The following is a 26,257-nucleotide window of genomic DNA, read 5'->3' on the forward strand; positions in this document are numbered from 1 at the left end:
TCAACGTTTTCCCTGTCTCGAACCGATCAGCAGCCCCGCCCCGATCACCAGCGACGTCGTGATGAAGAGCAGCGTGCCCACCGCCGCAACGGTGGGGTCGGCGTCCCGGGTAATGCTGGAGAAGATCTGGACCGGCAGTGTTTTGAGGTAAGGGCTGGTGATGAACAGCGCGACGATGATCTCGTCGAACGAGGTTACGAACGCAAACAGCAGCCCCGACAGGATGCCCGGCGCGATCAGCGGCAACGTCACCGTCCTGAACGCCGTCAGCCGGGTCGCGCCAAGGCTGGCCGCAGCCGTCTCCAGCCGTTTGTCGAAGACTTCCAGACTGGCGGAGACGGCGATGATGACGAAAGGGACGGCGAGCATCGTGTGGGCCAACACGAAGCCGGTCATGGTGCCGACCAGCCGCGTATCGAGATAGACCGCGTAGATTCCGACGGCGAGCACCACTCCCGGCACGACCATCGGCGTGATCAGCAGTGCACGCAGCACGCCGCTGACGCGGCTTTTCATGCGATCGAGGCCGAACGCCGCCAGCGTGCCGATGACGGTGGCGAACACCGCTGTGACGACGGCAACCTTGAGCGAACCGATCAGGCTCGCAGACCATTCGGGGCTGGTGAAAAAGTTCTGGTACCACTGCCAGGAAAAGCCGGATGGCGGAAAGGCCAGCGACTTCTTTTCGTTGAAGGACATCGGCACCACGACGATTGTCGGTGCGACCAGCCAGACCGCGACGAGCAGGCAGTACAGACCGAGCAGGATTCGACCGGGCTGTTTCATCAGCGTCTCGAGCCCGTCTTGTACGGTTGGCGCGACAGCGGTGCTGCAAGCGCGAGCAAGACGAAGGTCGCAATCAACAGCACCACACCCATCGCGCCGCCGCGGCCCCAGTTGAGCAGGCTGAGCACCTGGTTCTGGATCAGGGTCGAGAGCATGGTCGAACGCGGACCGCCGAGCAGCGCGGGCGTGATGTAGAACCCGAGCGCAAGAATGAACACGATGATGGCGCCTGCGTAGACGCCGGGAAGCGAGAGCGGCAGATAGACCTGGGCAAATGCACGCGCCGGGCTCGCGCCGAGGCTCCGTGCCGCCTGCATGAGCCGCAGGTCGATCGTCTTCATCACCGAATAGAGCGGCAGGATCATGAACGGCAACAGCACCTGCGCCATGCCGATCACCACGCCTGTCTGCGTGCGGATCAGCTTGACCGGACTCAAGCCGACTGCCCGGATGACGGAGTTTATCACGCCCGAATCCTGCAACAGGATGACCCATGCCAGCGTGCGCACCACGCCGCTTACCCAGAACGGCACCAGCACGCACAGGATGAGGATGAGCCGTATCTTGGGTCCGACGGCGGTCATCACATAGGCATAGGGATAGCCGGCGATGAGACATACCAACGTCACCCAGGCTGAGATCGCGAAGGTCCGCTGAAGTACGGTCAAGTTGACCGGTGTGCCGAAGAACCAGGCATAGTTCTGCCATCCCCATTGCGGCTCGGAAAAGCTGCGCAAGGTCACGATGGCGAGCGGCAGGCCCAGGCAGATGACGAGCAGCAGCAGCGCCGGCGCGACGAGCCAGAAAGCCTGTCCACGAAACCAGCGCCGCCGGTCATCTGCCGCGACAGCCGGAACAGTGTCCCGGCTGTCGATTGCTCTCGTTGCCACGGTGGCGGACCTAGTTGCCCGCCATCAACGCGTTCCACTTTTCGTTCGCCACCTCGAAGTTCTCCACCCAGAACTTGATGTTCTGCTGGTAGCCAAGCTTCAGCTTGTCCGGCGTGTTGGTCATGAACGCCGCAGTGACCTCGTCCACTTCGGGTTTCGCGTCCTTGTGGATCGGGGTATACGAGGTGGTTTTTGCAAGCGTCTCCTGCGCGCTCTTCCCGACATAGGCGTTGATCAGCGCATGCGCCGCGTCGGGGTCTTTGACGCCCATCGGAATGGTCATCTGGTCCATGACGACCAGCCAGTCCTGCCACGCCGGCGTGTACTTCGCGCCGTTCTTCACCGCAGTCATGGCACGTCCGGTCCACATCGCGATCATGTCGGCTTCGCCGGATTCGGCGAGCTGCTGGGAATCGGCGCCGGTCTTCCAGAAGATCGTGTCCGGACCGAGCGACTTCACCTTCTCGATAGCCTTGTCGATATCGGCAACCGTCATGTTTTCGACCGACCCACCGGCTGCGAGCAGCGCCTGCTCGATCATTCCGCCGGACAGATCGCCGCTGCCCTCCAGTGCGCGCGAGCCTGGGAACTTCTCGATGTCGAAGAAATCCCTCCAGCTCTTGGGCGGGTTATCCTTGTATTTTTCGGTGTTGTACATCAGCACCACGCCATAGTTCATGGCCGGCACACTGCATTCGCTGATCTGGCCCTCCGGAATGTTGGACGTGTCGATCTTCGAGAAATCCAGCTTCTGGAACAGCTTGCCGCAATAGACGTAGGGCGGGAAATCGCCGGTATCGACAACGTCCCAGGTGACATTGCCGGACTCGACCTGCGCCTTCAGTTTCGAGATTTCAGTTGGCCCGTCGCTGAGCAGCGTCACGCCTGATTTGTCGACGAACTCTTTTAGCGCGGCGATCTGACCATCCTGGTAAATGCCTCCATACGAGACGAAGGTAAGCGTCTTGCCCTTCAGCGAGCCTTCGGCCACCTCGCCTGCCACGGGCTTGCTCTGCGCAAGCGCTGCGGTCGTGATCATCAGCAGCCCGAGTGCGGCCACCTGTCCGATCTTGGTCTTCATAGTTTTATCTCCCATTTATGTGCACCCGCATTAGTTCGGTTCGCCCGGCTGCGGGCCTTGTCCGGGCGTGTATCGATTGAGTTCCGCCGCGCCGCTGGTCGGGGGCGCGATGATCCAGAGCACCTGCGCCGGCGTCTCGCCGATGTTTGCCGTGCGATGCGGCGTCGAGGTTGCGTATTCGATGCTGTCGCCCTCGTTCATGACGAAACGCTCGCCTGCCAGCGTCAGCTCGACCGTCCCCTTCAGGACGACGAACATCTCGTGCTTGCCGCCATGTGTGTAAGCGTCGTTGCCGGTCGAGCCGCCGACGTCGAAATCCCCCGAATAGACCTCGAATTCATGGATCGGCCGCCGCGACAGCAACGTCTTTCGACAACCGTGGCTGATCGGCAGCAGGGGGCGTTCGGCTCTGGTGAGCACCTTGTGGAACCCGCCCTCAGTTTGCTCGAACAGGTCGTTGATGCCGAGATCCAACGCAGCCGCGATCCGCATCAGGGTGCTGGCGCTGGCGCCGCTCAGATTGCGCTCGAGCTGGCTGATGAAGCTCGCCGTCGTTCCGACCATGTCGGCCAGTTGGCGAAGCGAAATGCGCCGGGCCGTGCGAATGGCCTTGATCCGCCCACCGACATGCTTTGCCTTGCCCGCTTCCGTCGCCGCCAGCGCGGTCATCTCCGGGTGTGTCGCAGGGTCGACTTTCACCGAGTGCCTCCTTCACTTAACACCTTATTAAGTGGAATGTCGGAACGCAAGCCATTTGTCGAGGGGACGGCCCAGGGGCGTCGGCGCAGCTGCGTACGCGGGCGCTGCTCACCTCTTTGGCGAGGCAAAAAAACGGTTCGCGGCGATCTCGGCCATTGCATCGGCGAGACCCATCTCCCATTGCGTACGGCAATAGGCGCGGAAATCGAAGCAGGGCAGGCCGGGGCAGACCTCGAATTCGATGAGATGGATGCTGTCGTCAGCTTCGACCCGGAAGTCGATGGAAAACACGTCCCGCAGGCCGAGCCCGACCATCAGCCTTTGCGCGATTTGGCGGATGGTTGAATCGGCTCGCGGCTGGCTCGCACCGACCGGCAGCAACACCGGCTCGATGTATGTCCCCGCCGCCCTGGCGGCCTCGCCGGTGTCGCCGTAAAGCGCCAGGCTGTCCGCCATGGTCTGGAAATCACCGCCCGAATCGACAAAGGCGATGCCGAGCGCCTCGACGCCGGTGTCCGGCTTCAGACCCAGAAAACTGGCGCGCGCGTTGCGCCCGGCGACATAGGGCTGCACGACGACGTCGTCGCGATAGGCGGCGAACACGCGCCGGCTAAGCTCCAGCGCGTGGCCGAGATCGCTGCTGCGCGAATCCGGCCAGATGCCGATTTTGGCGCCGAGCCGGTTCGGTTTGACGAACCAGCCGGTTGGCGAAGCCGGTGGCTCGACCAGCCAGTGACCGTCGCGGGCCAAACCGGATTGCGGCACCGGCAGGCCGAGTGCGCCGAGCACGGCGCCGGAGCGGAATTTGTCCTGGCAGAGCGCAAACAGCGCGTCGTCGGCGCCGATCGTCTTCAGGCCGTTCAGCCTTGCCAGAGCCGGTGCCGCACCACCGCGGAAATAGGCGATGCCGTCGGTCGACGTCCAGACCAGCGTCGTGTCCGGGTCCTCGCCGGTGAACACGTTTGCGGCTTCGTCGAGCGCCACCGGCGCGAAGGACAGGCCGCGCGTCAGGCATGCCGCGGCCAGCGCGTCGAACTCAGAGGCGATGTCGGTCGATTGCGCCAGATAGGAGGCGATTTCGGTGGCGCGCGCCGGCACGTGACCATCGGCGACGAGCCGGTCGAAGCAGGCCTCTTCCGGCTCGTAGACTAGGATCAGCTTCGGCTTGCGGCCCGACATGAGATGAACGATTCCCGGGGATGGATGGGGTCCTGGCAGCGCGATTGCCTACCATCGCACGACAAATGTATTCGGCTTTCGCGGAATCGACGTCAGCCGGACGCCTGCACGACAGTGCTGGCGCTATCTTCGCGTTTGACCATGATCTTTTCCGAACCAGTGTTCGGGACCCATGGTCTAGGCGATCAGCACGCGCGGCTCGAGGCGGCCGTTGACCGGAATGTCGAGCAGAAACGTCATCCCGGCTTGCGGGTCCAGCAGGCGCTGTTTCTCATCCTTGCCCGACCAGGCGGAGGTCACCGCCAGCCGGTCGGCATTCCTGCCGACAAAGGCCGGGCAGGAGGGTTGCGTCACCGGCATCGCGACCGAACGGACGAGCTTGCCGTCAGGCCCATAAGCCTCAACGACGCCGCCGCCCCAGCAGGCGTTCCACAGGACACCGTCGCGATCGAGCACAGAACCGTCGATATAGCCCTTGGCCTTGCGGTGATCGACGAAGATCTTCGGCTCGCCGGACGGCAGGCCAGTCGCCGGATCGCAGCCTACCCGCATCAACAGACCGGTGCTGGTATCGGTGTAATAGGCGACCGTTCCATCTTCGGAAAAGCAGATCGAGTTCGACACCGTGATGTCGGAATAAAGCCGGCGCAACTCTCCCCTAGAGAACCAGTAGATCGAGCCTGCGGCCTTTTCCTCACCCTTGCCCATCGTGCCGATCCAAAAGGCGCCGCAGGGGTGGACGCGCGAATCGTTCGATCGTGTGACCGGATTGTCGGCCTCGATCGCCGTGTGCAGCGTCATCTTGCCGGTCGCCACGTCGCGGACATGCAGGCCGGTTTCGGTGGCGATCAGCTGTCTTTTGTCATCGATGACGGCGATGGCGCTGGCCATCTGGCCAAGCTCGTGGATTTTGACCGCGCCGCCGGAAAAGCGCTTTTCCAGAAGCTGGCCGTTGATGATGTCGAACCAGTAGAGCGTATCAGTGGCGGGGTCATAGCTCGGGCCTTCGCCGAGCTGGCAGACATGGTCGGAAAAAACAGAAACGATGGCTTCGTTCATCGCACTGCTCCAAACGCCTCGTCCCAGGCCGCGACTGCGGCCTGCGCGCGCGTCGCCACCTCATCGGCTCTCATACCAGGCTTGAACAGGCTGGAGCCGAGACCGAAGACGCTGACGCCGGCCGCCTTGTAGCCGGCAAAGTCCTTTTCCGACACACCACCGACCGCGCCGACCAGCGTCTCGGCCGGCAAAACCGCGCGCATCGCCGCGATGCCGGCCGCGCCGAGCACGCTTGCCGGGAAGAATTTCAACGCCGAGGCGCCGAGCCGGATGGCCTGAAATGCCTCGGTCGGCGTGAACACGCCGGGCATCGTCACCATGCCGTAATTCATGGCGCGGCCCATGACCTCGGCGTCGATGTTAGGGCTGACGAGCAGCCGCCCGCCGGCCTTGTGCAATCCGTCGACATCGGCCGCGGTCAGCACAGTGCCGGCGCCGACCAGTGCCGTCGCCGGAAGCGCCTCCACGATCCTTGCGATCGAGGCAAAAGGGTCCGGCGAATTGAGCGGCACTTCGATCGCGTCGATGCCGGCCTCGAAGATCGCCCGGCCAATGGCCACCGCCTCGTTCGGCTTGAGGCCGCGCAGGATGGCGACAAGGCCGCGCTCGAGCTTCGGAAATGGTGCGGTCTCGGTCATGCTACAACTCCGCTTCCGGCGATCATGCCATTTTCGCGCGCCGCCTCGATCAGGCCGGCACGCACCGCCTCGTCGGCGTTGACAGTCCGAACCGCAAGTTCAGCAAGGCCGAGCGCCTCAGTGTAGAGCGCGCCGAGCGCGCCGGAAGCAATCAGCACGACGGACGCTGGGCCATTCCCATAGCGGCGGCTGGCCGAGGCGATCTCGCCGCCGATCAGCAGGCCTGACAGGCAAGCAGCGGCATCGTCGGGTTTAAGATCGTGCAGCAGGCCCGCGGCGCGGATCGAGAACAGTCTCGGCGTGACATCGCCGCCCTCGGCCAGCGCGGTCTCGCACCAGCGCCGGAAAAACGGATTGCCTGGTGCAACCGGCTGGGGCTGCTCGCCCAGCGAATGGCGAAGGATCGAATGCGCCGCCAGCACCGAAAACAGCTCGCCGGTCGGCCACGTGCCGAAACCGGCAACGGCGCCGTCCTCGACCAAAACCCATTTCGAATGGGTGCCGGGCATGCAGACGAGATGACGGCCCTTTGCCGGCAAACCAGCGCCGGCAAGCTGCGTTTCCTCGCCGCGCATGACGTCGGGCGCGTCGGCCTGGCGCTGGGCAAGGCCCGGCACGATGCGGATGTCGCGGCGCTGGCCGGGGATGCGCGCAGCACCGGCAAGGATGGCGCCTATGGGCGCCGGCACGGTGACATAGGGCGCTTCGAGCCAGCCCTGGCGCGAGCCGGCCATGCCGCAGATGATGACGGGCATCGCTTCCGGCGCGCCCATCGCCGCCAGATGTCCTTCGAGAATGGTCGAAAACCCGGCGGCTTGCGCGGTGATCAGCCCGTCATCGCCGCGGCGCTCGGCAAGGACGTTTCCGGCCTCATCGATCAGCCAGATCCTGAGACGGGTGGTGCCCCAGTCGACGGCGGCAACGGAAGGCGCCTTGCTCGGAAATCCTAGGCTCACAGGAAGCCCCCATCGACGATCAGCATCTGTGCGGTCAGCATCCGTGAAGCGTCCGACGCCAGGAACAGCACCGTGCCGACAATGTCTTCCGGCTGCATCACCCGCTTGATGCATTGCTTGGCAATGTGGGCGGCGAGCGCCTGTTCGGTGACCCAGAGCTCCTTCTGCCGCTGGGTGATCACCCAGCCGGGTGCGATCGCATTGACGCGAATGCCGTCGACGCCAAGCTTGCCGGCAAGGCCCTTGGTCAGGCCGAGGATGCCGGCCTTGGCGGCGGTATAGGCCGGCATGTCGGGGTGATTGATGAGAAACGACGTCGACGTGAAGTTAATGACCGAGCCGCCGCCGGCCCTCTTCATGCCCGGCGCCACCGCCTGGGCGGAGAAGAAATGCGGACGCAGATTGATGGCTTGGTTGTTGTCCCAGAATTCCACCGTGACGTCTTCCACCGCGTGGCGATCGTCCTGCGCGGCATTATTGACCAGCACGGTCACGTCGCCATGCGCTTCGGCCGCCTTGGCGGCTGAAGCCCGCAGCGCATCGATGTCGCGTATGTCTGTCTTGAGATAGAGGGGTCGCCGGCCGAGATCCTTCTCGATGCGGTCGGCCAGCGCCAGGCTCGGGCCATCGGCGATGTCGATGAAGGCGACCTTCGCTCCCTGGCGGGCAAAGCCCTCAGTCAGCGCCGCGCCGATGCCGGAGCCGCCCCCGGTGATCAGCACCGAGGCACCTTCAAGGTCGGCAAAGCGCGCCGATGGCATCATTTTTTTCTCCCTGCGCACGATCCCGAAAATCGGTTTCGATTTTCGGAAAGGATCATGCGCAAAATCAAAATGCTACAGCGTCCTTTGCGCGTCCAAAAGGACGCGCGGCGCTGTAGGCTCAGTCGGCGCGCATCCTAGCCAGCCCGGTCGGGGGAGCAAGGGAGAAAAACCGATTCCCGAGGCTTATGTCAGACAAAAAGACGATCACGCCCCACTACGCGTCCTCGCAGCGACCAACCCCACGAAGCATCGAACGCACGCACAGCCTCGCTTGGTCTCCAGCTGACCGACAGACGCACCGCTTGCAGCAGGCAATCCTCAAAATGTCGCGATTGGCAGATGACCGGCGAGGTTGTACAGGCAAGCACAGCTGCCCATCCGATCCGCCGGAGATCCGCCATGCCTCTGAAAATCGCCGTCCAGATGGACCACATCTCCACCGTCTCGATTGTCGGCGACACGTCTTTCGCGCTGTCGCTGGAAGCGCAGTGGCGCGGCCACCAGCTGTTCCATTATACGCCCGACCGGCTGTCGCTGCGCGGCGGCAAGGTGTTTGCCCGCATCGAGGAAATGCAGGTCCGCGACGAAAAGGGCAATCACTATTCGCTCGGCGAAGAAGTCCGCACCGACCTGTCGGAGATGGACGTCATCCTGCTCAGGCAGGATCCGCCCTTCGACATGAACTACATCACCTCCACGCATGTCCTCGAGCGTATCCATCCGAAGACGCTGGTGATCAACGACCCGGCCTGTGTGCGCAACAGCCCGGAAAAGATCTTCGTCACCGAATTTCCCGACCTGATGCCGGAAACGCTGATCACCAAAGACCCGCTGGAGGTTGCCGCCTTCCGCAAGGAGTTCGGCGACATCATCGTCAAACCTCTCTACGGCAATGGCGGCGCCGGCATCTTCCACCTGCACGAGGCCGATCGCAACCTTGCCTCGCTGCTCGAAATGTTCGGCCAATTGTTCCGCGAGCCTTACATCGTGCAGCGCTATCTGAAGGAGGTGCGCGCCGGCGACAAGCGCATCATCCTGATCGACGGCGAGCCGGTCGGGGCCATCAACCGGGTGCCGGCCGAGCATGATTCGCGCTCCAACATGCATGTCGGCGGCCGCGCCGAAAAAACCGAATTGACGGAGCGCGAACGCGAGATCTGCGCCCGAATCGGCCCGTCGCTGAAAGAGCGCGGTTTTATCCTCGTCGGCATCGACGTGATCGGCGACTACATGACCGAGATCAACGTGACGTCGCCGACCGGCGTGCGCGAGGTGCAGCGCTTCGGCGGCGCCGACATCGCCAGCCTGTTCTGGGACGCGGTCGAGGACAAACGCAAGTAGCGCCCTTACTTGGCGGAACAGCGTTTTTCCGATCCGTTTGGCGACGCAACGCGATCAGAGCGCAACGTCCAATTGTTCCCGTAATGTTCTTGCCTTCGCCCGAAATCTGTGGTTGTCTCCGGTGAAGCCGTTCGCGGTATGATCGCATGGGCTTCGGGCGAGCCCGTATCTGGGGGCAGAAAAAATGGTTGCGCGGGTCCGCACGGTCGCTTTCCAGGGCATCGAGGCCGTGCCGGTCGACGTGCAGGTGATGATCGCGCCCGGCAAGGTCAACATGCACATCGTCGGCCTCGGCGACAAGGCGGTGGCCGAAAGCCGTGAGCGGGTGCAGGCGGCCCTGCATGCGTCGGGCCTGTCGATGCCGTCGAAGAAGGTCACGGTAAATCTGGCGCCCGCCGACCTGCCCAAGGAAGGCAGCCACTACGATTTGCCGATCGCGCTCGGCCTGATGGCGGCATTGGGGGCCATTCCGGGCGACATGCTGGCCGGCTATGTCGTGCTTGGCGAGCTGTCGCTCGACGGCACCATCGCAGCGGTGGCCGGCGCGCTGCCGGCGGCGATCGGCGCCAATGCCGAAGGCAAGGGCCTGATCTGCCCTTTCGCCTGCGGCCCGGAAGCGGCGTGGGCCGGCAAGGATTTCGACATCCTGGCACCGCGCAGCCTGATCGCCATCGCCAATCATTTTCGCGGCACGCAGGTTCTGTCGCGGCCGGAAGCCGGCATCCATGCCTCGGCGCGCGACCTGCCTGATCTGGCCGACATCAAGGGCCAGGAGACCGCCAAGCGGGCGCTCGAAGTGGCGGCCGGCGGCCACAATCTGCTAACATTGTGGCTAATTAAACGGAGCGTCGGAAGGGCCCGGCGACGTGGGATGCACAGCGGCGCGAATCCGGGAGCCCCTAAGGGCGATTCCGATGCCTACAAGCATCGTGGGGACGATCTGCCGCGATGTGGGAGATGATTACCTTATGACGTATCGGAAGGCCGACCCCAATGACGAAAGGTGTCGGACCAACCCTGGGCGTCCCATTGTTGCTATTTAGGCCCGTAAAGCCTCCCAGGTCTTGGCACCTACAATGCCGTCGGTTTCAATTTTGGCGCGAGCTTGGAAACTCAGAACTGCCGTCTCGGTGGCGGGTCCGAAATCATTATCTACCGCGACAAGGAACCCCATTTTTCGCAAAAGTTCTTGGAGTTCGCCAACCGCGTTGTTGTTGTTGCCCCGGCGCAACACGATGGTGGAACCCCCTTCCGCAGCTGACCGAAGGATTCCCTGCATTTCAGCGAGCAGCGTTTTCGCCTTGCGCAGATAATTGCCGCGATCTTTTAGTCCATTAAGACCGCCATTCACGAGCATTGTAACCTTGACCAAATTGTCGTTGTCCGCAGGCGCGTTGATCATGCGGACTTTCCAATACTCGCAAGCAATTTTCAATGACACCACCGGGTCGGCTGCTAGCTTGGGGTTATCCTCAAGTTCGAGATGCAGGCTTTCACCCATTCTCCGATAGTTGTCGCGGCCGGTAAGTTGCAGCAGGCCACGGCCCTTATAGCGTCTCCCATCTCCTGGCTTGTTGTTGCCGAGGTCTGAACGGTTCTCATAGGCTGCTCCGGATGCGAATTCTTCTGTAGTGCGGAAACCCGCGCATTCGTGTGCGACTTGGCCCATGAAATGAGCGATCCGCAGCCGAGTGTTTATTTCGTAGGAATCTAATATCGCTGCGAAAAACGGCGAAATAGCCCCCACAATAGCAGATTGTGCCTCCAACTTCTTTCCAGTAAACTGTGGCGCGACGCGCAGAATGAAATTGCCGTCTACCGGAAACATACGCCCCTCCAATCCAAATCCCACAAATTCTCTTGTCCAACGCCTTCTTAGTCAATCTTGGTGATGCAAAGACGGGCTACTCCAACGGGCGAGAAGGCAGCGGTTACCAATGACCTATGCTATTAGGCTATTCGCACGACCTTAAACATGAGGCATTTTGATCTTCAAGCCTAGCCCGTGTTCCTTCTAATCGATCATTGCATTTTGGGACCCACAGCGCAGCGTTAACTGGATTTTTGGGGTGGCAATAAGACCGCACGCATTGGGTCGGGTCGTGGTTCCATCTATCGATACATTCATCCATGCAATGGCGACGCGCATCCGCCATGCATGCTTTCATTCTTCTATCTATGGCGGCGCCGCCAGCGACGAAACGACCTTCACAACGGGAAAGGCATTGCTCGGTAGTTGGGACATACTTACTTAGACACCTCACATATTCACGATACAGTTCCAACGCTTGAGACTCACTAACTTTCGCCCCATTCAGAAACAGGCCACGTATCTCGTTTCTCGCCTCAGAAGTTAATGTCTTCGCCCCTGAAAGGGCATCTTCGACATCCGAAAGACTTTGTGAGCTAATGTCGCTCATTCCCGCATTGCAGACTGACATCGCCTCGCTTATTTCCGTGGCAAGGGCTTGTGAGACGGCCGGTATCGCCAGTGTGTTTAGCGCCAGGAATGGCGCCATTGCAACAAGCACCGCAAGACGCTTGCTAAACGCTTTCATTTGTCCGCCTAATTACTAGGGGCGAATTTTTCGAGGCATGTTATGTATACTGTATAAATTTGTTGCGCGTTTTCCGGATTTACTTTGTCGCCATTGAGAAATATACCTTCAATTTTCTTCTTGGCCTCAGCGGTAAGGGCTCCGGTTCCCTTCAGTATATTTGCTACGTCGGCGGAAACGCTTGCTGAAACCTCTGAACTAACCCCGGCATTGCATAGCTTTAGGGCATCGTCAACGCTCATTGCATAAGCATGGGGCGCGATTGTACCCATGGCCATCAGCGCTCCCGTAAAAAGCGATGTGACGATTGTTGTTGAGATGCTCTTGTATGGGTCACGCTTGAGTATCGACATAGTGTGTCGTCTCCATTGATCCCTGATAGAAAAGAGTCCCCCTCAAAGTTGAACAATAACTGCAGGAGGTTGGCGGCGTCCAGTGCTAGCCAGCTCAAAGCCTCAAATAAATCCGGCCGACATACGCTTCGGCCTTGGAGATTTAATCAAAAGCTCCTTCAGGCAAGGTCGGCATGGGCCGGCAAGGATTTCGACATTCTGGCGCCGCGCAGCCTGATCGCGATCGCCAACCATTTACGTGGCACCCAGGTGCTGTCCAGGCCCGAGGCCGGCGTCCAGCTCGCGGCGCGCGACCTGCCCGACCTTGCCGACATCAAGGGCCAGGAAAGCGGCAAGCGGGAGCTGGTGGTGGCGGCAGCGGGCACAATCTCCTGATGATCGGACCCCCGGGGTCGGGAAAATCAATGCTGGCGCAGCGGTTGCCGTCGATCCTGCCGCCGCTGGCGCCCAGGGAATTGCTCGAAGTCTCGATGATAGCGTCGGTGGCCGGCGAACTCGGCGAAGGAAAACTGACCGACCGGCGGCCGTTTCGCGCACCGCACCATTCGGCTTCGATGGCGGCGATGGTCGGCGGTGGCCTGCGCGTGCGACCGGGCGAGGCGTCGCTTGCCCATCACGGCGTGCTGTTCCTCGACGAGTTTCCCGAATTCTCGCCGCAGGCGCTCGATGCGCTGCGCCAGCCGCTGGAAACCGGCGATTGCATGATCGCCCGCGCCAATCATCGCGTCACCTATCCGGCGCGCATCCAGCTGGTCGCGGCGATGAACCCGTGCCGCTGCGGCATGGCTGGCGAGCCGGGCTATCGCTGCCTGCGCGGCGACCGTTGCCGCACCGATTACCAGGCGCGCATTTCTGGCCCGCTGCTCGACCGCATCGATCTCAGGATCGAGGTGCCGGCGGTCTCGGCCAGCGATCTGATCCGGCCGGACCGGGCGGAGAAGAGTGCCGCGGTGGCGCTGCGCGTGGCCCGCGCGCGGACGATCCAGCGCGAGCGTTTCGAACGGCTCGGCGCAACCTCCGCCACCACCAACGCGCATTGCTCGCCTTCGGTCATCGAGGAGATCGCCATGCCGGATGCATCAGGCCTGTCGCTGCTCAGGGATGCCAGCGAGAAACTCGGCTTTTCCGCGAGGGCCTACCACCGCGTTTTGAAAGTGGCGCGAACGCTGGCCGATCTCGAGGCCAGCGAGACAGTCGGCCGTATCCATCTGGCCGAGGCGATTTCCTACCGCATGAGCTCGGAGCGGATGGCGCAAGCGGCGTAGAGTGTAACGTTCGGGCGCCGGAAGGCTTGACCGCCGAGCCAGTCGCCAAGCCTTTGCACCGGTTCAGCTGGGCCGCCGGGTCATCTCGATGAGCTCGGCGCGCAGTTGCTGCCTGTCGGGAAGAGCCATCGTCGCCAACTCGGCCAACCAGATGCCGTCGGCAGCCAGCCTGACGATTGCGTGGCGCATGTCGCCATCGGTTGCGCGGTGCCGTTCGAAGCGGGCCTGGAACCGGTTGACCCACAATGCGCGCAGATTGGCGTCCGGTCAGCCTGCGGGCCGGAAGCGGTCCGGCCCGCAGGAACTCGACAGTCTGATGCTACGCAGCCCCGATCACTATGCCAATCATTCCGCGGCAGCTACTTAACCGGGATCATCAGATGCGCGTAGGGCGTGCCCGCCCACATCACATATGGCCTGGACGTGTCCGGCTTAGGGTCTGCCGGATAGCCGTGCATCATATCCATTGCGTTGACGATCATCACGTGCGGTCCGGTCTCCACCCAATTGTTGCCTTCCTCGGGCTTCGTCGCATAAGGATCGGTGTTGCTGCCGTCGGTGCCGCCGGCCAGCATATACATGAAGCCGACCTTGCCCTTGGGCGGTTCCTTTTTTCCCATCCACGCCACCGCCCATTCCATCGAGTTGGCATCGCCACACATTGGATCCGGGCCAGGCGTGGCCGGATTGTCCGGCATGCACCAGAAGCCGTTTGTGCCCTCGCGCAGCGTGCGCATCGATCCCTTCTCATCCATGGCGTGGATCGTGGCGCCGCTTGCTACAGCCGGGGGTGCGGCGGATTCAGCGCTCTTGATCATCGCAGCGTCGTCGGCGGCTGCACCTTGCATTGCAGACAAACTGCCCGCCGCCGAAAGGGCAGCGACCGTCAGAAGCCGTTTCATGGCCGTTCTCCGGTTTTTTTGAGTTGATCTTGTGCATGATGTCGGACGCACGGCCTCCCAGAGCCGTTTGTCGGTGGTCAAAATTCTAGCAGATGGCATGCACCGGGACAATGCTGTTTAGCGATGGCTAATATCCGTCGGGTGATTCACACCGGGCATCTCAAACATGCGGCATCGGACTATTCTCTATTTCGCCGCGTCGTATGGTGAGACTGCGCCTTGGCAACGGCGGCCTGCTATCCAGCGCTTTCCTTCGCCTTGAGCTCCAGCCGCCGCGCGTGCAGCACCGGCTCGGTGTAGCCGTTGGGCTGAACGCGGCCTTTGAAGACCAAATCGCAAGCAGCGAGGAAGGCGATCGACTTGTCGAAGTCGGGCGCCATCGGCCGGTAGAGCGGATCGCCTGCGTTCTGGCGGTCGACGACGCCGGCCATGCGCTTCATCGTCTCCATCACCTGGTCTGAGGTGCAGACGCCATGATGCAGCCAGTTAGCGATGTGCTGCGAGGAGATACGCAGCGTGGCGCGGTCCTCCATCAGGCCGACATCGTTGATGTCGGGCACTTTCGAGCAGCCGACGCCCTGATCGATCCAGCGCACGACATAGCCGAGCATGCCTTGCGCATTGTTGTCGAGCTCCTTCTGGATTTCCTCTTGAGACCAGTTCGGCCGCACCGCTACCGGCACCGACAAGATGTCGTCGAGCTTGGCCTTCGGCCGGCTCTTCAGCGCCGCCTGGACGGCATGGACGTCGACCTTGTGATAATGGGTGGCGTGCAGCGTCGCCGCCGTCGGCGACGGCACCCAGGCGGTGTTGGCGCCGGCCTTGGGGTGGGCGATCTTTTCGGCCAGCATCGCCGCCATCAGATCGGGCATTGCCCACATGCCCTTGCCGATCTGGGCGCGGCCGGCCAGCCCGCATTCCAGCCCGGTGTCGACGTTCCAGGCTTCGTAGGCGGCAATCCAGACAGCCTGCTTCATGTCGCCCTTGCGGATCATCGGGCCGGCTTCCATCGAGGTGTGGATCTCGTCGCCGGTGCGGTCGAGGAAGCCGGTGTTTATGAAGACGACGCGGTCTTTGGCGGCGCGGATCGCCTCCTTGAGGTTGACGGTGGTGCGCCGCTCCTCGTCCATGATGCCCATCTTGATGGTGTTTTTCGCCATACCGAGCAACGCTTCGACGCGGTCGAAGATCTCGACGGCGAAGGCGACCTCTTCCGGCCCGTGCATCTTGGGCTTTACGATATACATCGAGCCGGCCCGGGAATTGGCGCGTCGCCCGTTCGGCCCGACATCGTGCAGCGCGATCAGCGCCGTCATCGCGGCATCCAAGATGCCTTCGGGCACCTCGTTGCCGTCGCGGTCCGTTATCGCCGGATTGGTCATCAGGTGGCCGACATTCCTGACCAGCATCAGCGAGCGGCCGGGCAGCGTCAGCGCGCCGCCATCAGGCGCGGTGTAGGCGCGGTCGGGATTGAGTTTCCGCGTAAACGTCTTGCCGCCCTTGGTGATCTCCTCGGCAAGGTCGCCCTTCATCAGGCCGAGCCAGTTGCGGTAGACCACGACCTTATCCTGCGCATCGACCGCCGCGACCGAATCCTCGCAGTCCTGGATGGTGGTCAGCGCCGATTCCAGCACGACGTCGGCGATGCCGGCCGGATCGGTCTTGCCGATCTGGTTGCTGCGGTCGATGACGATCTCGATGTGCAGACCATTCCTGGTGAGCAGGACGGCCTCGGGGTTGGTGGCATCACCACGATAGCCGGCAAACTGTTTTGGGTCGGCAAGCGTGGTAGCGCCGGCGCCCTCGCCCAGCCGCAACATGCCGTTGGCAACCGAAAGCCCGTTCACCCCTGCCCATTTGCCCGTCGTGACCGGCACCGACTCGTCGAGAAAATCCTTCGCCCAGGCAATCACCTTGGCGCCGCGCACGGGATTGAACCTCTCGCCCTTCTCGGCGCTGTCTGTCTCTGGAATGGCGTCGGTGCCGTAGAGCGCGTCATAGAGCGAGCCCCAGCGCGCGTTGGCGGCATTCAGCGCATAGCGCGCGTTCATCACCGGCACCACCAGCTGAGGCCCGGCGACCACGGAAATCTCCGGGTCAACATTTTCGGTCGTCACCGAAAAGGCCGGCCCATCCGGCACGAGATAGCCGATCTCCTCGAGGAACCCCTTGTAGGCTTCCATGTCGCTGGGCGCGCCGTTGTCGCGGTACCAGCGGTCGATCTGGTCCTGCAGCGCGTCGCGCTTTGCGAGCAGCGCCCGGTTCTTCGGCGAAAGATCGTGCACGATGGCCGCAAAGCCGGTCCAGAACGCGTTGGCTGCAACGCCGGTGCCCCGCAGCGCCTCGTTCACGACGAAATCATAAAGCTCGCGGGCAATCCGCAATCCGGCGATTTCGACGCGATCGGTCATCAGGGCTTCTCCAAGGCTTTGGCTGGGTTGCCGGCCCGGGGCGTTTGACATGCCATGGTTGCAGGGTCAATTCCGCTTAAGGTGAACGTAGGGCATTTCCCTTCGTCATCCCAGGGCGGAGCAGGAGCGAAGCGACGTCGTGGAGACCCTGGGATCCATGCCGTTATTCTGGCGGCAGTGCTCCGGGGGACCAGAATCGAGTGCTTCTTCGCACCGGCGGGCAGCGCAGTGTCCCCAGCTCTGTTGCGGATACCAGCGCCGTTCCGAGCCGCTGCATTCTTCGGCTGAGGTAACGGCATGGATCCTAGGGTCTGCGCTCCGCTTCGCGTTCGCTCCTCCCTAGGATGACGAAGGCGCAGGGAATTACACCGCAATCCTTGGCCTGCCCGACGCCACCGCCACGACATGCGCCTCGATGAACATGCGCTGGGCTTCGACGGTCGAGACGCGGAATTCGGTGGCGACCTCGATCTCGGCGCTGTCGGTGCCGGCTTCCCTGGCCCGTCCGGCGGCAATGGCGCGGACATCGGTTTCCGCCGCGGCGATCGCCGCCGCCTCGTCTTTGAAATCGCGCACGCTTTCGCCTGAAGCGACGCGAAACAGCCCTTCCTGGGGCTGGCTGACGCGCGCCTCCGCCGAGACCCTGACCTGGCCGACGACGGCGCCGAGCGCGTTGGCGACATCGGTATCCTCCGGTACAACGCAGTCGTTGCCGATGAGCGGAGGCAAGCCGGCATAATGCAGCGGCGCCGAGGCGCCGAGGCCGATGACCGGACGGTCGAGCGCGACGCTGAGCCGGGCGATGCCCGGATGGGAATCGACGGCGCGCTGCACCAGCGCGTGCGCCACGGTCGCCGCGCCATCCAACCCGTCCTCGGCAAAGGCGGTTTCGAGGATGACTTCCGCCGACCAGCGCGTCAGCGTCAGCAGCACCCGCTCCGAGAGCGCTTCCGGCGAGGCGGCGATGAACTGGCCGCGGCCGTCGCGCTTGCGCGTGAACAACTCGGCGCCGAGCCTTGCCGTTGCCGCATCCCAATTGGCCTGCTTGCCCAGAACATGGGCGGCATCCGAGGGCGTAAAACCCGAAATATGCACCAGGCCGCGCGACACCAGCCGGTTCAAGGTGGCGTTCTGGGCGTTCGAGGTGAGCAGCCTGTCGAGGGCGAGCGGCACGCTGCCAATCGCCTCATATAGCCTCGCTTCCGGAGCAGTGAGGCCGGCCGCCAGCCGCTCCGGCACGCCGGTCCTGACCGCCAGGCGGCCATCCATGCGGCCGGGGTTAGGCGCCCGCAGCTGGCGTTCCAGTTCGACAGTCACGGCCTCGCCATGCACCATGCCCGCCAGCGCCAGCGGCACCAGGCGGCGCGGTCCGAGCAGAATCTTTGGGTTGAGCGCGCCGTCCTCCAGCGTCACTTCAGAATCGCCGCCGAGCCCAAAAGTGCGCATGGCCACCGCCTCGACCATGGTACGGAAGCCGCCGACGGTGGCGCCTTCCGGATCGAGCCTGGGACGGCCCCCGTCGAGCACGGCAACGTCGGTGGTGGTGCCGCCGATGTCGGAGACGACAGCGTTGTCGAGGCCGGTCATGTGGCGGGCGCCAACCAGGCTGGCGGCCGGGCCTGAAAGAATCGTCTCGATCGGCCGCTGGCGGGCGAACGCCGCCGAGACCAGCGCGCCGTCGCCGCGCACCACCATCAACGGGGCGGCAATCTTGCGGGCGGCCAAAAACCCTTCGGTCGCCGCCACCAGCCGGTCGATCATCGAGATCAGCCTGGCGTTGAGCAGCGTCGTCAGCGCCCGGCGCGGACCGCCGAGTTTGGCCGAGAGCTCGTGACTGGCGGTGACCGGCAGGCCGGTCTTTTCGCGGATCAGGTCGCGGGCGGCGAGCTCATGCGCCGGGTTGCGGGTGGCGAAATAGGCGCAGACGGCAAAGCCCGACACCGAGGCGCCGAGTTCCGGCAGCGCGGCCTCCAGCCCGGACAGGTCGAGTTTTGCCGCATTGCCGTGGACGTCATGGCCGCCGGGGCAGAACACCACAGGGTCGCTGCCGAGCGCCGCCTTCAGCCCGTCGCGGGCGAGGTCGCCTTCGGAAAAGCCGATCATCACCAACGCGACGCGGCCACCCTGCCCTTCGACCAGTGCATTGGTGGCGAGCGTCGTCGACATCGACACCAGTTTTATCGCTGCAGGGTCGGTGCCGGCTTTCTGCAGCACCGCATCGACCGCGCCCGATATGCCGACCGCCAGATCGTGGCGCGTCGTCAGCGCCTTGGCCTTGGCGTGCACTTTGCCGCTTGGCCCGCCGGCTTCGGACCACAGCACTGCGTCGGTATAGGTGCCGCCGGTGTCGATGCCGAGGAACAGGGATTTGGTCTTGGCGGTCATTGGCGGGTCCGGAGTTTTGCTTCCCCGCCCTTAGCCGATACCGGCCGGCCGATAAAGCCGCGAGCGCTGGGCCACGGCGCCTAATCTCCACCCTCGAGGGGGAGATGTCGCCGAAGGCGACAGAGGGGGTCGCCTTGCGTGGAGCGCCAAGCTCTTATAGGGCGAAAGAAGAAGTCGGCGCTTGATGCGAGACGACCCCCTCTGGCCTGCGGCCATCTCCCCCTCAAGGGGGGAGATTCCAGCGCCAGCTAACCCACAAACCCCACCTTCTTATGCGTCCCATCACAGAACGGCTTGTTGGCGGAATGGCCGCAGCGGCAGAGGAAGGTGCGTTGCGTGCGGTCGACCGTGTGGCCGGTGCCGGTGACGATTTCGAGATTGCCCTCGAGCTTGAGCGGGCCGTTGGTGGTCGGCGTCACCGTCAGCAGGCCATTCCGCGCGTCCAGCGCCGGCGTGTCCTTCAGCGCCGGCTCGCCCGTGGCGGCGAAGCCTGACTTGCTGTGGCTGCCGTCGCAGAACGGCTTGTTTTCCGAAGCGCCGCAGCGGCACAACGTGGCGCGAAAAAACGTCTCGTCGCCCAGCACGATCTCGGCATGCAGCGCCAGCGGGCCGTTTTCCCGAATGCGCACGGTGTTGACCACTGGCGGCTGTTCCTGCGGGCCGCCATGGTTCCTGACATAGGTGATGGCGCCCGACGGGCAGCTTTCGGCGATCGCCACGATCTTCTCGACGCTGGCCGCCTCGGGATGGATCCACTGGCCGGGCGCGTTGGGCACGAAGACACGTGGATCGCCAAGCACGCAGTTGCGCGAATGGATGCAGCGCCGGCTGGAAAAGCCGACATCGATTTTCTCGCCTTCCACCGTGCTTGCCATGGGTGAGGTCTCCTGGGTTGCAGGCAGGCTAAGGCTGCTGCGCGAAGGGCGTCAAGTAGCGATCTCCCCCCTCGTGGGGGAGATGTCCGGCAGGACAGAGGGGGCGTGAAGGATCGCCAACGTGTCAGGGTCGATCAACCGATAATTACCGAAGGTCGCAGCGCCGTTGATCGATATGCCGGCGGGACAGCGCCCCCCCTCTGGCTGGTCGATTTCTAGTTCGCGGGCGGCCTCTTCAAATTTTAGCGTTGACTCTTTTCAGCTTTGGCAGATTGCATTGTTCTATGACTTCGGGGGACGTTCTACGGAGCCCTACTTTATTGCATATTTCGATGAGGCTGGGGATCCAGGCATAAAGACAGTTGCGCCTATCGACCCGGGCGGGGCCAGTGAATGGTTTTCCGTGGGCTGCGCAGTGGTTCGAGCAACGAATGAGCCAAACTTGGTCGATCTCATCAGATCGATCAAGACTTCAATCTATTCTACGCAAAGTCCTGACCTTCATTTTCGTAACATCGTTGAGCACAAGAAGAAGACCGTCTGCGAGGCTCTAGCGGATTCGGAGCTTCGATTGTTTGTCGTCGTCTCAAACAAAAAGAACATGCGAAAATACCGCAACCCTCAGGCGGAGGCGGTATCGCTGCACCCGAACAATTGGTTCTACAACTACTGCATTCGCGTGGCGCTTGAGCGTGTGAGCGAGTGGTGTGCTGCGAGATCCATCTTAGAGACCGGGGAACCGAAGCACGTCAAATTGGTGTTCTCCCGTCGCGGCGGACGTTCATATCGTCATGTCGACACCTATACTGATTTGTTGGCGAAGCAGTCTGCACAAGGACGCATTTATCAGACTGCAAGGGTGCCAGATTTCCGCGTTCTCGATCACCGGCTTATTGAAGTGATAGACCATAACAAAAGCGCTGGTTGTCAAATCGCGGACGTGGTGGCCAGTTCTTTCTTTCAGGCAGCAAATGCTGGTAACAAACGTTGGAACACGGAATATGCCGAGGCCCTGAAGCCCCGAATTGCCTCTAACAAATTCGGCTACTCAAACTTTGGCGTGACACTTCTGCCATGGCGAAACTGGACACTGAATCTCACAGACGCCCAAAAGAAAGTGTTTCGATTTTACGGCTATTTCATATGAAAGCGGCGGGTCCCGGCCTCGTTGCCATCGGGGGCTTGTAGGCCACCATCCAGTGGGCGACCGTCCGTCCGACTGCGGCATCTATGATACCGCCCGAGGGTACTCCGGCGTACCCCGCCGAAATAAATATCAGGCCAAAATGTTAAAAAATCAAGCCAAATCAAACGTTTAGTGACATTTTACATAACCCGTTGAGCGGACTCACTTTTCCGACGACGTTTGCGTTCAATATGCCGCTCAAAGAATCTTCTGCATCACCTCTCGGACAATAATCTCCACCGTGCAGCTTCAGCGCCGCGCTGGCGGGGGCCTGCCGCCTCCGGCAGCTCCCCCGCTTTCGAAGAAGCCTGCCATCGATCAACCGGATCGATGACTTGGCACGCTGCGCGCGCCAAACGGCTTCTCAATCCCCCATCTTCAGCGCCTGGATAAACGCCTCCTGCGGGATGTCCACTTTGCCGAACTGCCGCATCCGCTTCTTGCCCTCTTTCTGCTTGTCGAGCAGCTTGCGCTTGCGCGAGACGTCGCCGCCATAGCATTTGGCGGTGACGTCCTTGCGCAAGGCCGAGATGGTTTCGCGGGCGATGACCTTGCCGCCGATCGCGGCCTGGATCGGGATCTTGAACAGATGGTGCGGGATCAGCTCCTTCAGCTTCTCGCACATCTGGCGGCCGCGCTTTTCCGCCGCCGTGCGGTGGACCAGCATCGACAGCGCGTCGACCGGCTCCTCATTGACCAGGATCGACATCTTCACCAGGTCGCCCTCGCGATAGTCGGTCAGGTGATAGTCGAAGGAGGCGTAGCCCTTGGAGATCGACTTCAGCCGGTCATAAAAATCGAAGACGACCTCGTTGAGCGGCAGATCATAGGTCAGCATGGCACGCTTGCCGACATAGGACAGATCGGCCTGAATGCCGCGCCGATCCTGGCAGAGTTTCAGGATGCCGCCGAGATATTCGTCCGGCGTCAGGATGGTGGCCCGGATCCACGGCTCCTCGATGGCCTGGATCTTGACCACGTCGGGCATGTCGGCCGGGTTGTGCAGTTCCTTCGTCGTGCCGTCGTTCAGAGCCAAGCGATAGACGACCGAGGGCGCCGTGGCGATGAGGTCGAGGTTGAACTCGCGCTCCAGCCGCTCCTGGATGATTTCCAGATGCAAAAGGCCAAGGAAGCCGCAGCGATAGCCGAAGCCGAGTGCGGCGCTGGTTTCCATTTCGTATGAGAAGGAAGCGTCGTTGAGGCGCAATTTGCCGACCGCGGCGCGCAGATCCTCGAAATCGGCCGCGTCGACCGGGAACAGCCCGCAGAACACCACCGGCTGCGCCGGCTTGAAGCCGGGCAGGGCTTTTGCCGTCTGGCGCTTGTCCTCGGTGATGGTGTCGCCGACGCGGGTGTCGGCCACTTCCTTGATCGAGCCGGTGAAGAAGCCGAACTCGCCGGGGCCAAGCTCGTCGACATTGATGCGGGCCGGCGTGAAGACGCCGGTGCGCTCGACGAGGTATTTGGCGCCGGTGCCCATCATGCGGATGGTCTGGCCCTTCTTCAGCACGCCGTCGATGATGCGGACCAGCACGATGACGCCGAGATAGGCGTCGTACCAGCTGTCGACCAGCATCGCCTTCAGCGGGGCTGCGATGTCGCCCTCGCGCGGCGGCGGCAAGTCGTTGACGATCGCTTCCAGCACGTCGGGAATGCCGAGCCCGGTCTTGGCCGAGATCAGCACGGCGTTGGAGGCATCAATGCCGATCACCTCCTCGACCTGCTCGCGGATGCGCTCTGGCTCGGCGGCAGGCAGGTCGACCTTGTTCAGCACCACGACGATCTCGTGGTTGTTGTCGATGGCCTGGTAGACATTGGCCAGCGTCTGCGCCTCGACGCCCTGGCTGGCATCGACGACCAGCAGCGAGCCCTCGCAGGCGGCCAGCGACCGCGACACCTCGTAGGCGAAGTCGACATGGCCGGGCGTGTCGATCAGGTTGAGGATATAGTCCTCGCCATTGTTGGCGCGGTATTTCAGCCGCACGGTCTGCGCCTTGATGGTGATGCCGCGCTCGCGCTCGATGTCCATCGAGTCCAGCACCTGCTCCTTCATGTCGCGCAGCTCCAGCCCGCCGGTGGACTGGATCAGCCGGTCGGCAAGCGTGGATTTGCCATGGTCGATATGGGCGACGATGGAGAAATTGCGGATGTTCTTGATCGGCGTGGTCATGTCGCGCGCTTTAGCAGGGGCAGCTTGCCCGGGCAAGCGGCGGCGGGCGCGGCGCATAAGCCGCCGGCGGGCGCAAAGCCGTTAAACTTTGATCCATTAGATTAGGGCATAGTCCGCGCCCTGCGTGACAGGCCCACGACCTGTCACCGTTTGGGGGGCCAAGCAATGCTACAATATGGACGTCATTTTCTCAATTCCGAGAGCGGCTCCCTCGCGCCGATACTCGCCATCATGCTAATCCCGATGTGTGCCGCTCTGGGCTTTTCAATCGACTACAACTCAGCCGTTGCGACCAAGGGATCGATGCAGAATGCGCTCGATGCCGCGACGCTGTCGATCACGACGCTGCCGACCAGCACGTCACTGGCGGACCGTCAGGTGAAACTGCAGGAGTCGTTTACGGCCAATAGCGGGCAAGGCACCGCCAAGCTCGACAGCTTCGTCGTCGCCGCCGACGGCACCGCCAGCATCAATGCTTCGGCCAAGTTTGCCATGCCGACGAACTTCATGCAGATCGCCCATGTCGACACGGTGCAGATCGGCGTCGCGTCGGCGGTGCGCAAGCGGCCGGCGCTGGTGCAGACCACGTTCAAGGTCGACCTGGTTTCGGGCCATTGGAACAAGACGATGACGCTCTATGGCACGAAATTCGGCGAGACGGCGATCAATCCGTTGATGAAGATCACCTATGTCTACAACAACTTTGGTGATCCGAAAGGCTACGGCACGTCGACAGTGTATACGGTCAATGGAGCGACGAGCACGAAGGTCCAGGAGCAAAAATGCACGACCAAGACGGTGCAGAACTTTAACGGCCTGCCTACCGGGGCGATTACCCAGACGAGCGGCAACAAGAAATATCTGACCACCTGCACCAACACCATGACCCCCGCGAACGGCGCCGGCGCGGTGATCGACGTCAGCCTGATGGATGTGCTGTATCTGCAGATGGATGTGCCGTCGGCCCAAACACCCAAGCTCAAGTCAAACGACGCGAACACATCGAACCGGTTGTATATCGACGGCGTTGAAGTCGCGAACGGCAAACTGGTGGACATCTTCACCGCCGTGCCGTGCGGCCAACCCAGCAAGCAGGCCTGGGAGGATGGCGGAACGACTGTACCGGCCCCGGTGTCCAACGCCGACTTTTTCTACACCGTGACCGGCAAGTGCGACTTCAATCAGCGGCCTTCGCAAACAGTGCTTACGCAATAGGCTGGCCAGCTGCGGCGGGCGCCTCGGCAAGGGCCGATCTGCGACGAAGGAATGCATCCCAGCGCCGCCGAAGGGCGGCGTTGCTATTTGTGCTGGTTGATCCGACAGCGGTCAGACTGCGGTGCGAGATCGCTTGCTGATCGGCAGTGCATGGCCGGCCATTTTCTGATCTCGGTCCGCTGTCGATAAATGACCACACAGCTATGCAAGGCTCGAATCCTTCCAAACTCACGAAGGGACAAACCAATGGCGAGCAAGCTGGTTTGGGGCATTCTCGGTGGGGTGGTGCTAGGCGCCGCGTTCGGCAATTTGGGCGGCAACACCGGGATCTGGATTGCCGTTTGCATTGTGGTCGGTGCCGCCGCGGCCGGCCTATGGCATTACATGGAAACGTGGCGCCAGGGCTGAGCGCAGTCAGCCACCGTTTTGCTGCAGGCCAACGTGACTAGGTGAACGATCACGAAGCGGTGATGGCTGTAACGAACCGCACCGCGGCGGCGAAGTGTGGACATGACCGGCGCTCCACGTCCGTCGCAGCGGAGGACAGCCGATGACTGGATCAAAAAGCCAAACGCAGCAGGGGCGCGACGCGCGCAGGCGCGGCGGCGCTGTTTTCGGCGACGATGCCGATGCGGTCGGCGCCTACGCACGGCAATGTGAAACGCCGGCGGATCTATATGTTCTATTGTAAAAACACCATCAAGGGAGATCAGACATGACCGGTATTCGAAAACCCGTTTCGAGGTGGTCGATGAACTTCGCCAGGGGCGCGCTTGCGGCGCTGATGCTCGCGGCGGCCGGCGCCGCCTTGTGGCAGACGCCGGCGATCTCGGCCGAGGCGGCGGTGGTGATCCCGCCGCCGGCGGTGGACGAGAAACCCGCCGCCGGCACCGCCAAGGCGGTCTTCGCCGGCGGCTGCTTCTGGGGCGTGCAAGGCGTGTTCCAGCACGTCAAGGGCGTGACCAGCGCCGTCTCCGGCTATGCCGGCGGGACCGAGGACACCGCCGACTACGAGACGGTCGGCACCGGACGGACCGGGCATGCCGAAGCCGTCGAGATCACCTACGAGCCATCCAAAGTCACTTACGGCCAGTTGCTACAGGTGTATTTCTCGGTCGCACACAACCCGACGCAGCTGAACTATCAGGGCCCGGACCGCGGCCCGCAATACCGTTCGACGATCTTTGCCGAAAACGACGCCCAGAAGAAGATCGCCGAGAACTACATCGCCCAGCTCGACAAGGCCAAGGTGTTTCCAGAGCCGATCGTGACCACGCTGGAGACCGGAAAGACGTTCTACCCGGCCGAAGACTATCACCAGGACTTTTTGACGCTGAACCCGACCTACCCCTACATCGTCTACAACGACCTGCCCAAGGTCGAGAATTTGAAGACGCTATTCCCCAATCTTTACAGCGACAAGCCGGTGCTGGTGCTGGCCGCCAACAAGAGCTGATCTTTTGCGACGCGTTTAGGGCAGCGAGCGGGCAGCAATGCCCCGCTTAAAGCGCGTCGCGCGTGATGGGATTCATGCGACGCGTTTT

At 62.5% G+C, this 26,257-nt stretch carries 24 protein-coding genes and 2 pseudogenes; 8 read left to right on the top strand and 18 right to left on the bottom strand.

The window, feature by feature from the left end; all coding sequences use genetic code 11:
- From NKH36_RS18565 to NKH36_RS18605, 9 genes are all read right to left on the bottom strand, one after another.
- A complete protein-coding gene (locus NKH36_RS18565; protein WP_352960333.1) occupies positions 1 to 786 on the bottom strand; it encodes an ABC transporter permease in 786 nt (261 codons plus the stop codon).
- Positions 786 to 1,676, bottom strand: a complete 891-nt coding sequence (locus NKH36_RS18570) for an ABC transporter permease (protein WP_352960331.1) — start codon at positions 1,674 to 1,676, stop codon at positions 786 to 788. Before NKH36_RS18570 ends, NKH36_RS18565 begins: the two co-directional genes overlap by 1 nt.
- A 10-nt stretch (positions 1,677 to 1,686) precedes the next feature.
- Positions 1,687 to 2,757 carry an extracellular solute-binding protein gene (locus NKH36_RS18575; RefSeq protein ID WP_352960329.1) on the bottom strand — a complete coding sequence of 357 codons (1,071 nt, stop codon included), beginning with the start codon at positions 2,755 to 2,757 and terminating at the stop codon, positions 1,687 to 1,689.
- Positions 2,758 to 2,787: 30 nt separating this feature from the next.
- The gene (locus NKH36_RS18580) at positions 2,788 to 3,456 is read right to left on the bottom strand and encodes a helix-turn-helix domain-containing protein (protein WP_352960327.1); all 669 of its coding nucleotides are present in this window, start codon (positions 3,454 to 3,456) and stop codon (positions 2,788 to 2,790) included.
- Between the two features lie 108 nt (positions 3,457 to 3,564).
- Positions 3,565 to 4,635, bottom strand: a complete 1,071-nt coding sequence (locus tag NKH36_RS18585; RefSeq protein WP_352963841.1) for a D-alanine--D-alanine ligase family protein — start codon at positions 4,633 to 4,635, stop codon at positions 3,565 to 3,567.
- A gap of 177 nt (positions 4,636 to 4,812) precedes the next feature.
- On the bottom strand, positions 4,813 to 5,694 hold the full coding sequence (locus NKH36_RS18590) for an SMP-30/gluconolactonase/LRE family protein (protein WP_352960323.1): 882 nt from the start codon (positions 5,692 to 5,694) through the stop codon (positions 4,813 to 4,815).
- Positions 5,691 to 6,332: a 2-dehydro-3-deoxy-6-phosphogalactonate aldolase gene (locus tag NKH36_RS18595; RefSeq protein ID WP_352960321.1), complete on the bottom strand. Its 642-nt coding sequence runs from the start codon at positions 6,330 to 6,332 to the stop codon at positions 5,691 to 5,693. The genes NKH36_RS18590 and NKH36_RS18595 overlap by 4 nt, the downstream gene beginning before the upstream one ends.
- Positions 6,329 to 7,288, bottom strand: a complete 960-nt coding sequence (locus NKH36_RS18600) for a 2-dehydro-3-deoxygalactonokinase (protein ID WP_352960319.1) — start codon at positions 7,286 to 7,288, stop codon at positions 6,329 to 6,331. The genes NKH36_RS18595 and NKH36_RS18600 overlap by 4 nt, the downstream gene beginning before the upstream one ends.
- On the bottom strand, positions 7,285 to 8,052 hold the full coding sequence (locus tag NKH36_RS18605; protein WP_352960317.1) for an SDR family NAD(P)-dependent oxidoreductase: 768 nt from the start codon (positions 8,050 to 8,052) through the stop codon (positions 7,285 to 7,287). The genes NKH36_RS18600 and NKH36_RS18605 overlap by 4 nt, the downstream gene beginning before the upstream one ends.
- A 399-nt stretch (positions 8,053 to 8,451) precedes the next feature.
- Here NKH36_RS18605 and gshB point away from each other — a divergent pair, with 399 nt between their 5' ends.
- Positions 8,452 to 9,393, top strand: coding sequence for a glutathione synthase (gene gshB / locus NKH36_RS18610; RefSeq protein ID WP_352960315.1), 942 nt, complete (start codon positions 8,452 to 8,454; stop codon positions 9,391 to 9,393).
- Between the two features lie 184 nt (positions 9,394 to 9,577).
- Positions 9,578 to 10,216 (top strand): annotated as a pseudogene (locus NKH36_RS18615) (magnesium chelatase domain-containing protein); the annotation flags it as partial.
- 216 nt (positions 10,217 to 10,432) lie between these two features.
- Here the strand turns inward: NKH36_RS18615 and NKH36_RS18620 are convergent.
- The 3 genes from NKH36_RS18620 to NKH36_RS18630 all read right to left on the bottom strand — a co-directional run bounded on the left by NKH36_RS18620 (position 10,433) and on the right by NKH36_RS18630 (position 12,304).
- Positions 10,433 to 11,221, bottom strand: coding sequence for a peptidoglycan-binding protein (locus tag NKH36_RS18620; RefSeq protein WP_352960313.1), 789 nt, complete (start codon positions 11,219 to 11,221; stop codon positions 10,433 to 10,435).
- A gap of 127 nt (positions 11,222 to 11,348) precedes the next feature.
- Positions 11,349 to 11,951: a hypothetical protein gene (locus tag NKH36_RS18625; RefSeq protein ID WP_352960311.1), complete on the bottom strand. Its 603-nt coding sequence runs from the start codon at positions 11,949 to 11,951 to the stop codon at positions 11,349 to 11,351.
- A gap of 8 nt (positions 11,952 to 11,959) precedes the next feature.
- Positions 11,960 to 12,304, bottom strand: coding sequence for a hypothetical protein (locus NKH36_RS18630; protein ID WP_352960309.1), 345 nt, complete (start codon positions 12,302 to 12,304; stop codon positions 11,960 to 11,962).
- A 168-nt stretch (positions 12,305 to 12,472) separates the two neighbouring features.
- On the opposite strand from NKH36_RS18630, the pseudogene NKH36_RS18635 reads away from it, so the two are divergent.
- Positions 12,473 to 13,569, top strand: a pseudogene (locus NKH36_RS18635) (YifB family Mg chelatase-like AAA ATPase); the annotation flags it as partial.
- 63 nt (positions 13,570 to 13,632) lie between these two features.
- Here NKH36_RS18635 and NKH36_RS18640 read toward each other — a convergent pair.
- The 5 genes from NKH36_RS18640 to NKH36_RS18660 all read right to left on the bottom strand — a co-directional run bounded on the left by NKH36_RS18640 (position 13,633) and on the right by NKH36_RS18660 (position 20,142).
- Entirely contained in the window at positions 13,633 to 13,824 is a 192-nt protein-coding gene (locus NKH36_RS18640; protein ID WP_352960389.1) for a hypothetical protein, read from the bottom strand.
- 104 nt (positions 13,825 to 13,928) lie between these two features.
- Positions 13,929 to 14,471, bottom strand: a complete 543-nt coding sequence (locus tag NKH36_RS18645; RefSeq protein ID WP_352960307.1) for a hypothetical protein — start codon at positions 14,469 to 14,471, stop codon at positions 13,929 to 13,931.
- Positions 14,472 to 14,707: 236 nt separating this feature from the next.
- Positions 14,708 to 16,882: a malate synthase G gene (locus tag NKH36_RS18650; protein WP_352960305.1), complete on the bottom strand. Its 2,175-nt coding sequence runs from the start codon at positions 16,880 to 16,882 to the stop codon at positions 14,708 to 14,710.
- A 363-nt stretch (positions 16,883 to 17,245) separates the two neighbouring features.
- The gene (locus NKH36_RS18655) at positions 17,246 to 19,267 is read right to left on the bottom strand and encodes a hydantoinase/oxoprolinase N-terminal domain-containing protein (protein WP_352960303.1); all 2,022 of its coding nucleotides are present in this window, start codon (positions 19,265 to 19,267) and stop codon (positions 17,246 to 17,248) included.
- Between the two features lie 248 nt (positions 19,268 to 19,515).
- Positions 19,516 to 20,142, bottom strand: a complete 627-nt coding sequence (locus NKH36_RS18660) for a CDGSH iron-sulfur domain-containing protein (RefSeq protein ID WP_352960301.1) — start codon at positions 20,140 to 20,142, stop codon at positions 19,516 to 19,518.
- A gap of 175 nt (positions 20,143 to 20,317) precedes the next feature.
- Between NKH36_RS18660 and NKH36_RS18665 the strand changes: the two genes are divergently transcribed.
- Positions 20,318 to 21,289: a DUF3800 domain-containing protein gene (locus NKH36_RS18665; protein WP_352960387.1), complete on the top strand. Its 972-nt coding sequence runs from the start codon at positions 20,318 to 20,320 to the stop codon at positions 21,287 to 21,289.
- Positions 21,290 to 21,692: 403 nt separating this feature from the next.
- On the opposite strand, the gene lepA is transcribed toward NKH36_RS18665, so the two are convergent.
- A complete protein-coding gene (gene lepA / locus NKH36_RS18670; protein ID WP_352960300.1) occupies positions 21,693 to 23,498 on the bottom strand; it encodes a translation elongation factor 4 in 1,806 nt (601 codons plus the stop codon).
- 165 nt (positions 23,499 to 23,663) lie between these two features.
- Between lepA and NKH36_RS18675 the strand changes: the two genes are divergently transcribed.
- The 4 genes from NKH36_RS18675 (at position 23,664) to msrA (ending at position 26,169) form a co-directional block, all read left to right on the top strand.
- Positions 23,664 to 24,713 (top strand): TadE/TadG family type IV pilus assembly protein, encoded by a 1,050-nt coding sequence (locus NKH36_RS18675; RefSeq protein WP_352960298.1) that lies wholly within the window; start codon positions 23,664 to 23,666, stop codon positions 24,711 to 24,713.
- Between the two features lie 246 nt (positions 24,714 to 24,959).
- The gene (locus tag NKH36_RS18680; RefSeq protein ID WP_352960296.1) at positions 24,960 to 25,121 is read left to right on the top strand and encodes a hypothetical protein; all 162 of its coding nucleotides are present in this window, start codon (positions 24,960 to 24,962) and stop codon (positions 25,119 to 25,121) included.
- Positions 25,122 to 25,263: 142 nt separating this feature from the next.
- Positions 25,264 to 25,404 carry a hypothetical protein gene (locus NKH36_RS18685; RefSeq protein ID WP_352963850.1) on the top strand — a complete coding sequence of 47 codons (141 nt, stop codon included), beginning with the start codon at positions 25,264 to 25,266 and terminating at the stop codon, positions 25,402 to 25,404.
- 24 nt (positions 25,405 to 25,428) lie between these two features.
- Positions 25,429 to 26,169, top strand: coding sequence for a peptide-methionine (S)-S-oxide reductase MsrA (msrA, locus tag NKH36_RS18690; protein WP_352960294.1), 741 nt, complete (start codon positions 25,429 to 25,431; stop codon positions 26,167 to 26,169).
- Positions 26,170 to 26,257 lie beyond the last annotated feature (88 nt).

Source organism: Mesorhizobium sp. M1312 (assembly GCF_040318115.1).
Classification (GTDB): Bacteria; Pseudomonadota; Alphaproteobacteria; order Rhizobiales; family Rhizobiaceae; genus Mesorhizobium.

Coding starts and splice junctions, on each gene's coding strand:
- NKH36_RS18650 (WP_352960305.1), bottom strand. CDS start 16,882: ATGACCGATCGCGTCGAAATCGCCGGATTGCGGATTGCCCGCGAGCTT.
- NKH36_RS18575 (WP_352960329.1), bottom strand. CDS start 2,757: ATGAAGACCAAGATCGGACAGGTGGCCGCACTCGGGCTGCTGATGATC.
- NKH36_RS18590 (WP_352960323.1), bottom strand. CDS start 5,694: ATGAACGAAGCCATCGTTTCTGTTTTTTCCGACCATGTCTGCCAGCTC.
- msrA (WP_352960294.1), top strand. CDS start 25,429: ATGACCGGTATTCGAAAACCCGTTTCGAGGTGGTCGATGAACTTCGCC.
- NKH36_RS18620 (WP_352960313.1), bottom strand. CDS start 11,221: ATGTTTCCGGTAGACGGCAATTTCATTCTGCGCGTCGCGCCACAGTTT.
- NKH36_RS18675 (WP_352960298.1), top strand. CDS start 23,664: ATGCTACAATATGGACGTCATTTTCTCAATTCCGAGAGCGGCTCCCTC.
- gshB (WP_352960315.1), top strand. CDS start 8,452: ATGCCTCTGAAAATCGCCGTCCAGATGGACCACATCTCCACCGTCTCG.
- NKH36_RS18565 (WP_352960333.1), bottom strand. CDS start 786: ATGAAACAGCCCGGTCGAATCCTGCTCGGTCTGTACTGCCTGCTCGTC.
- lepA (WP_352960300.1), bottom strand. CDS start 23,498: ATGACCACGCCGATCAAGAACATCCGCAATTTCTCCATCGTCGCCCAT.
- NKH36_RS18665 (WP_352960387.1), top strand. CDS start 20,318: ATGCCGGCGGGACAGCGCCCCCCCTCTGGCTGGTCGATTTCTAGTTCG.
- NKH36_RS18605 (WP_352960317.1), bottom strand. CDS start 8,052: ATGATGCCATCGGCGCGCTTTGCCGACCTTGAAGGTGCCTCGGTGCTG.
- NKH36_RS18630 (WP_352960309.1), bottom strand. CDS start 12,304: ATGTCGATACTCAAGCGTGACCCATACAAGAGCATCTCAACAACAATC.
- NKH36_RS18685 (WP_352963850.1), top strand. CDS start 25,264: ATGACTGGATCAAAAAGCCAAACGCAGCAGGGGCGCGACGCGCGCAGG.
- NKH36_RS18645 (WP_352960307.1), bottom strand. CDS start 14,471: ATGAAACGGCTTCTGACGGTCGCTGCCCTTTCGGCGGCGGGCAGTTTG.
- NKH36_RS18655 (WP_352960303.1), bottom strand. CDS start 19,267: ATGACCGCCAAGACCAAATCCCTGTTCCTCGGCATCGACACCGGCGGC.
- NKH36_RS18585 (WP_352963841.1), bottom strand. CDS start 4,635: ATGTCGGGCCGCAAGCCGAAGCTGATCCTAGTCTACGAGCCGGAAGAG.
- NKH36_RS18660 (WP_352960301.1), bottom strand. CDS start 20,142: ATGGCAAGCACGGTGGAAGGCGAGAAAATCGATGTCGGCTTTTCCAGC.
- NKH36_RS18625 (WP_352960311.1), bottom strand. CDS start 11,951: ATGAAAGCGTTTAGCAAGCGTCTTGCGGTGCTTGTTGCAATGGCGCCA.
- NKH36_RS18680 (WP_352960296.1), top strand. CDS start 24,960: ATGGCGAGCAAGCTGGTTTGGGGCATTCTCGGTGGGGTGGTGCTAGGC.
- NKH36_RS18595 (WP_352960321.1), bottom strand. CDS start 6,332: ATGACCGAGACCGCACCATTTCCGAAGCTCGAGCGCGGCCTTGTCGCC.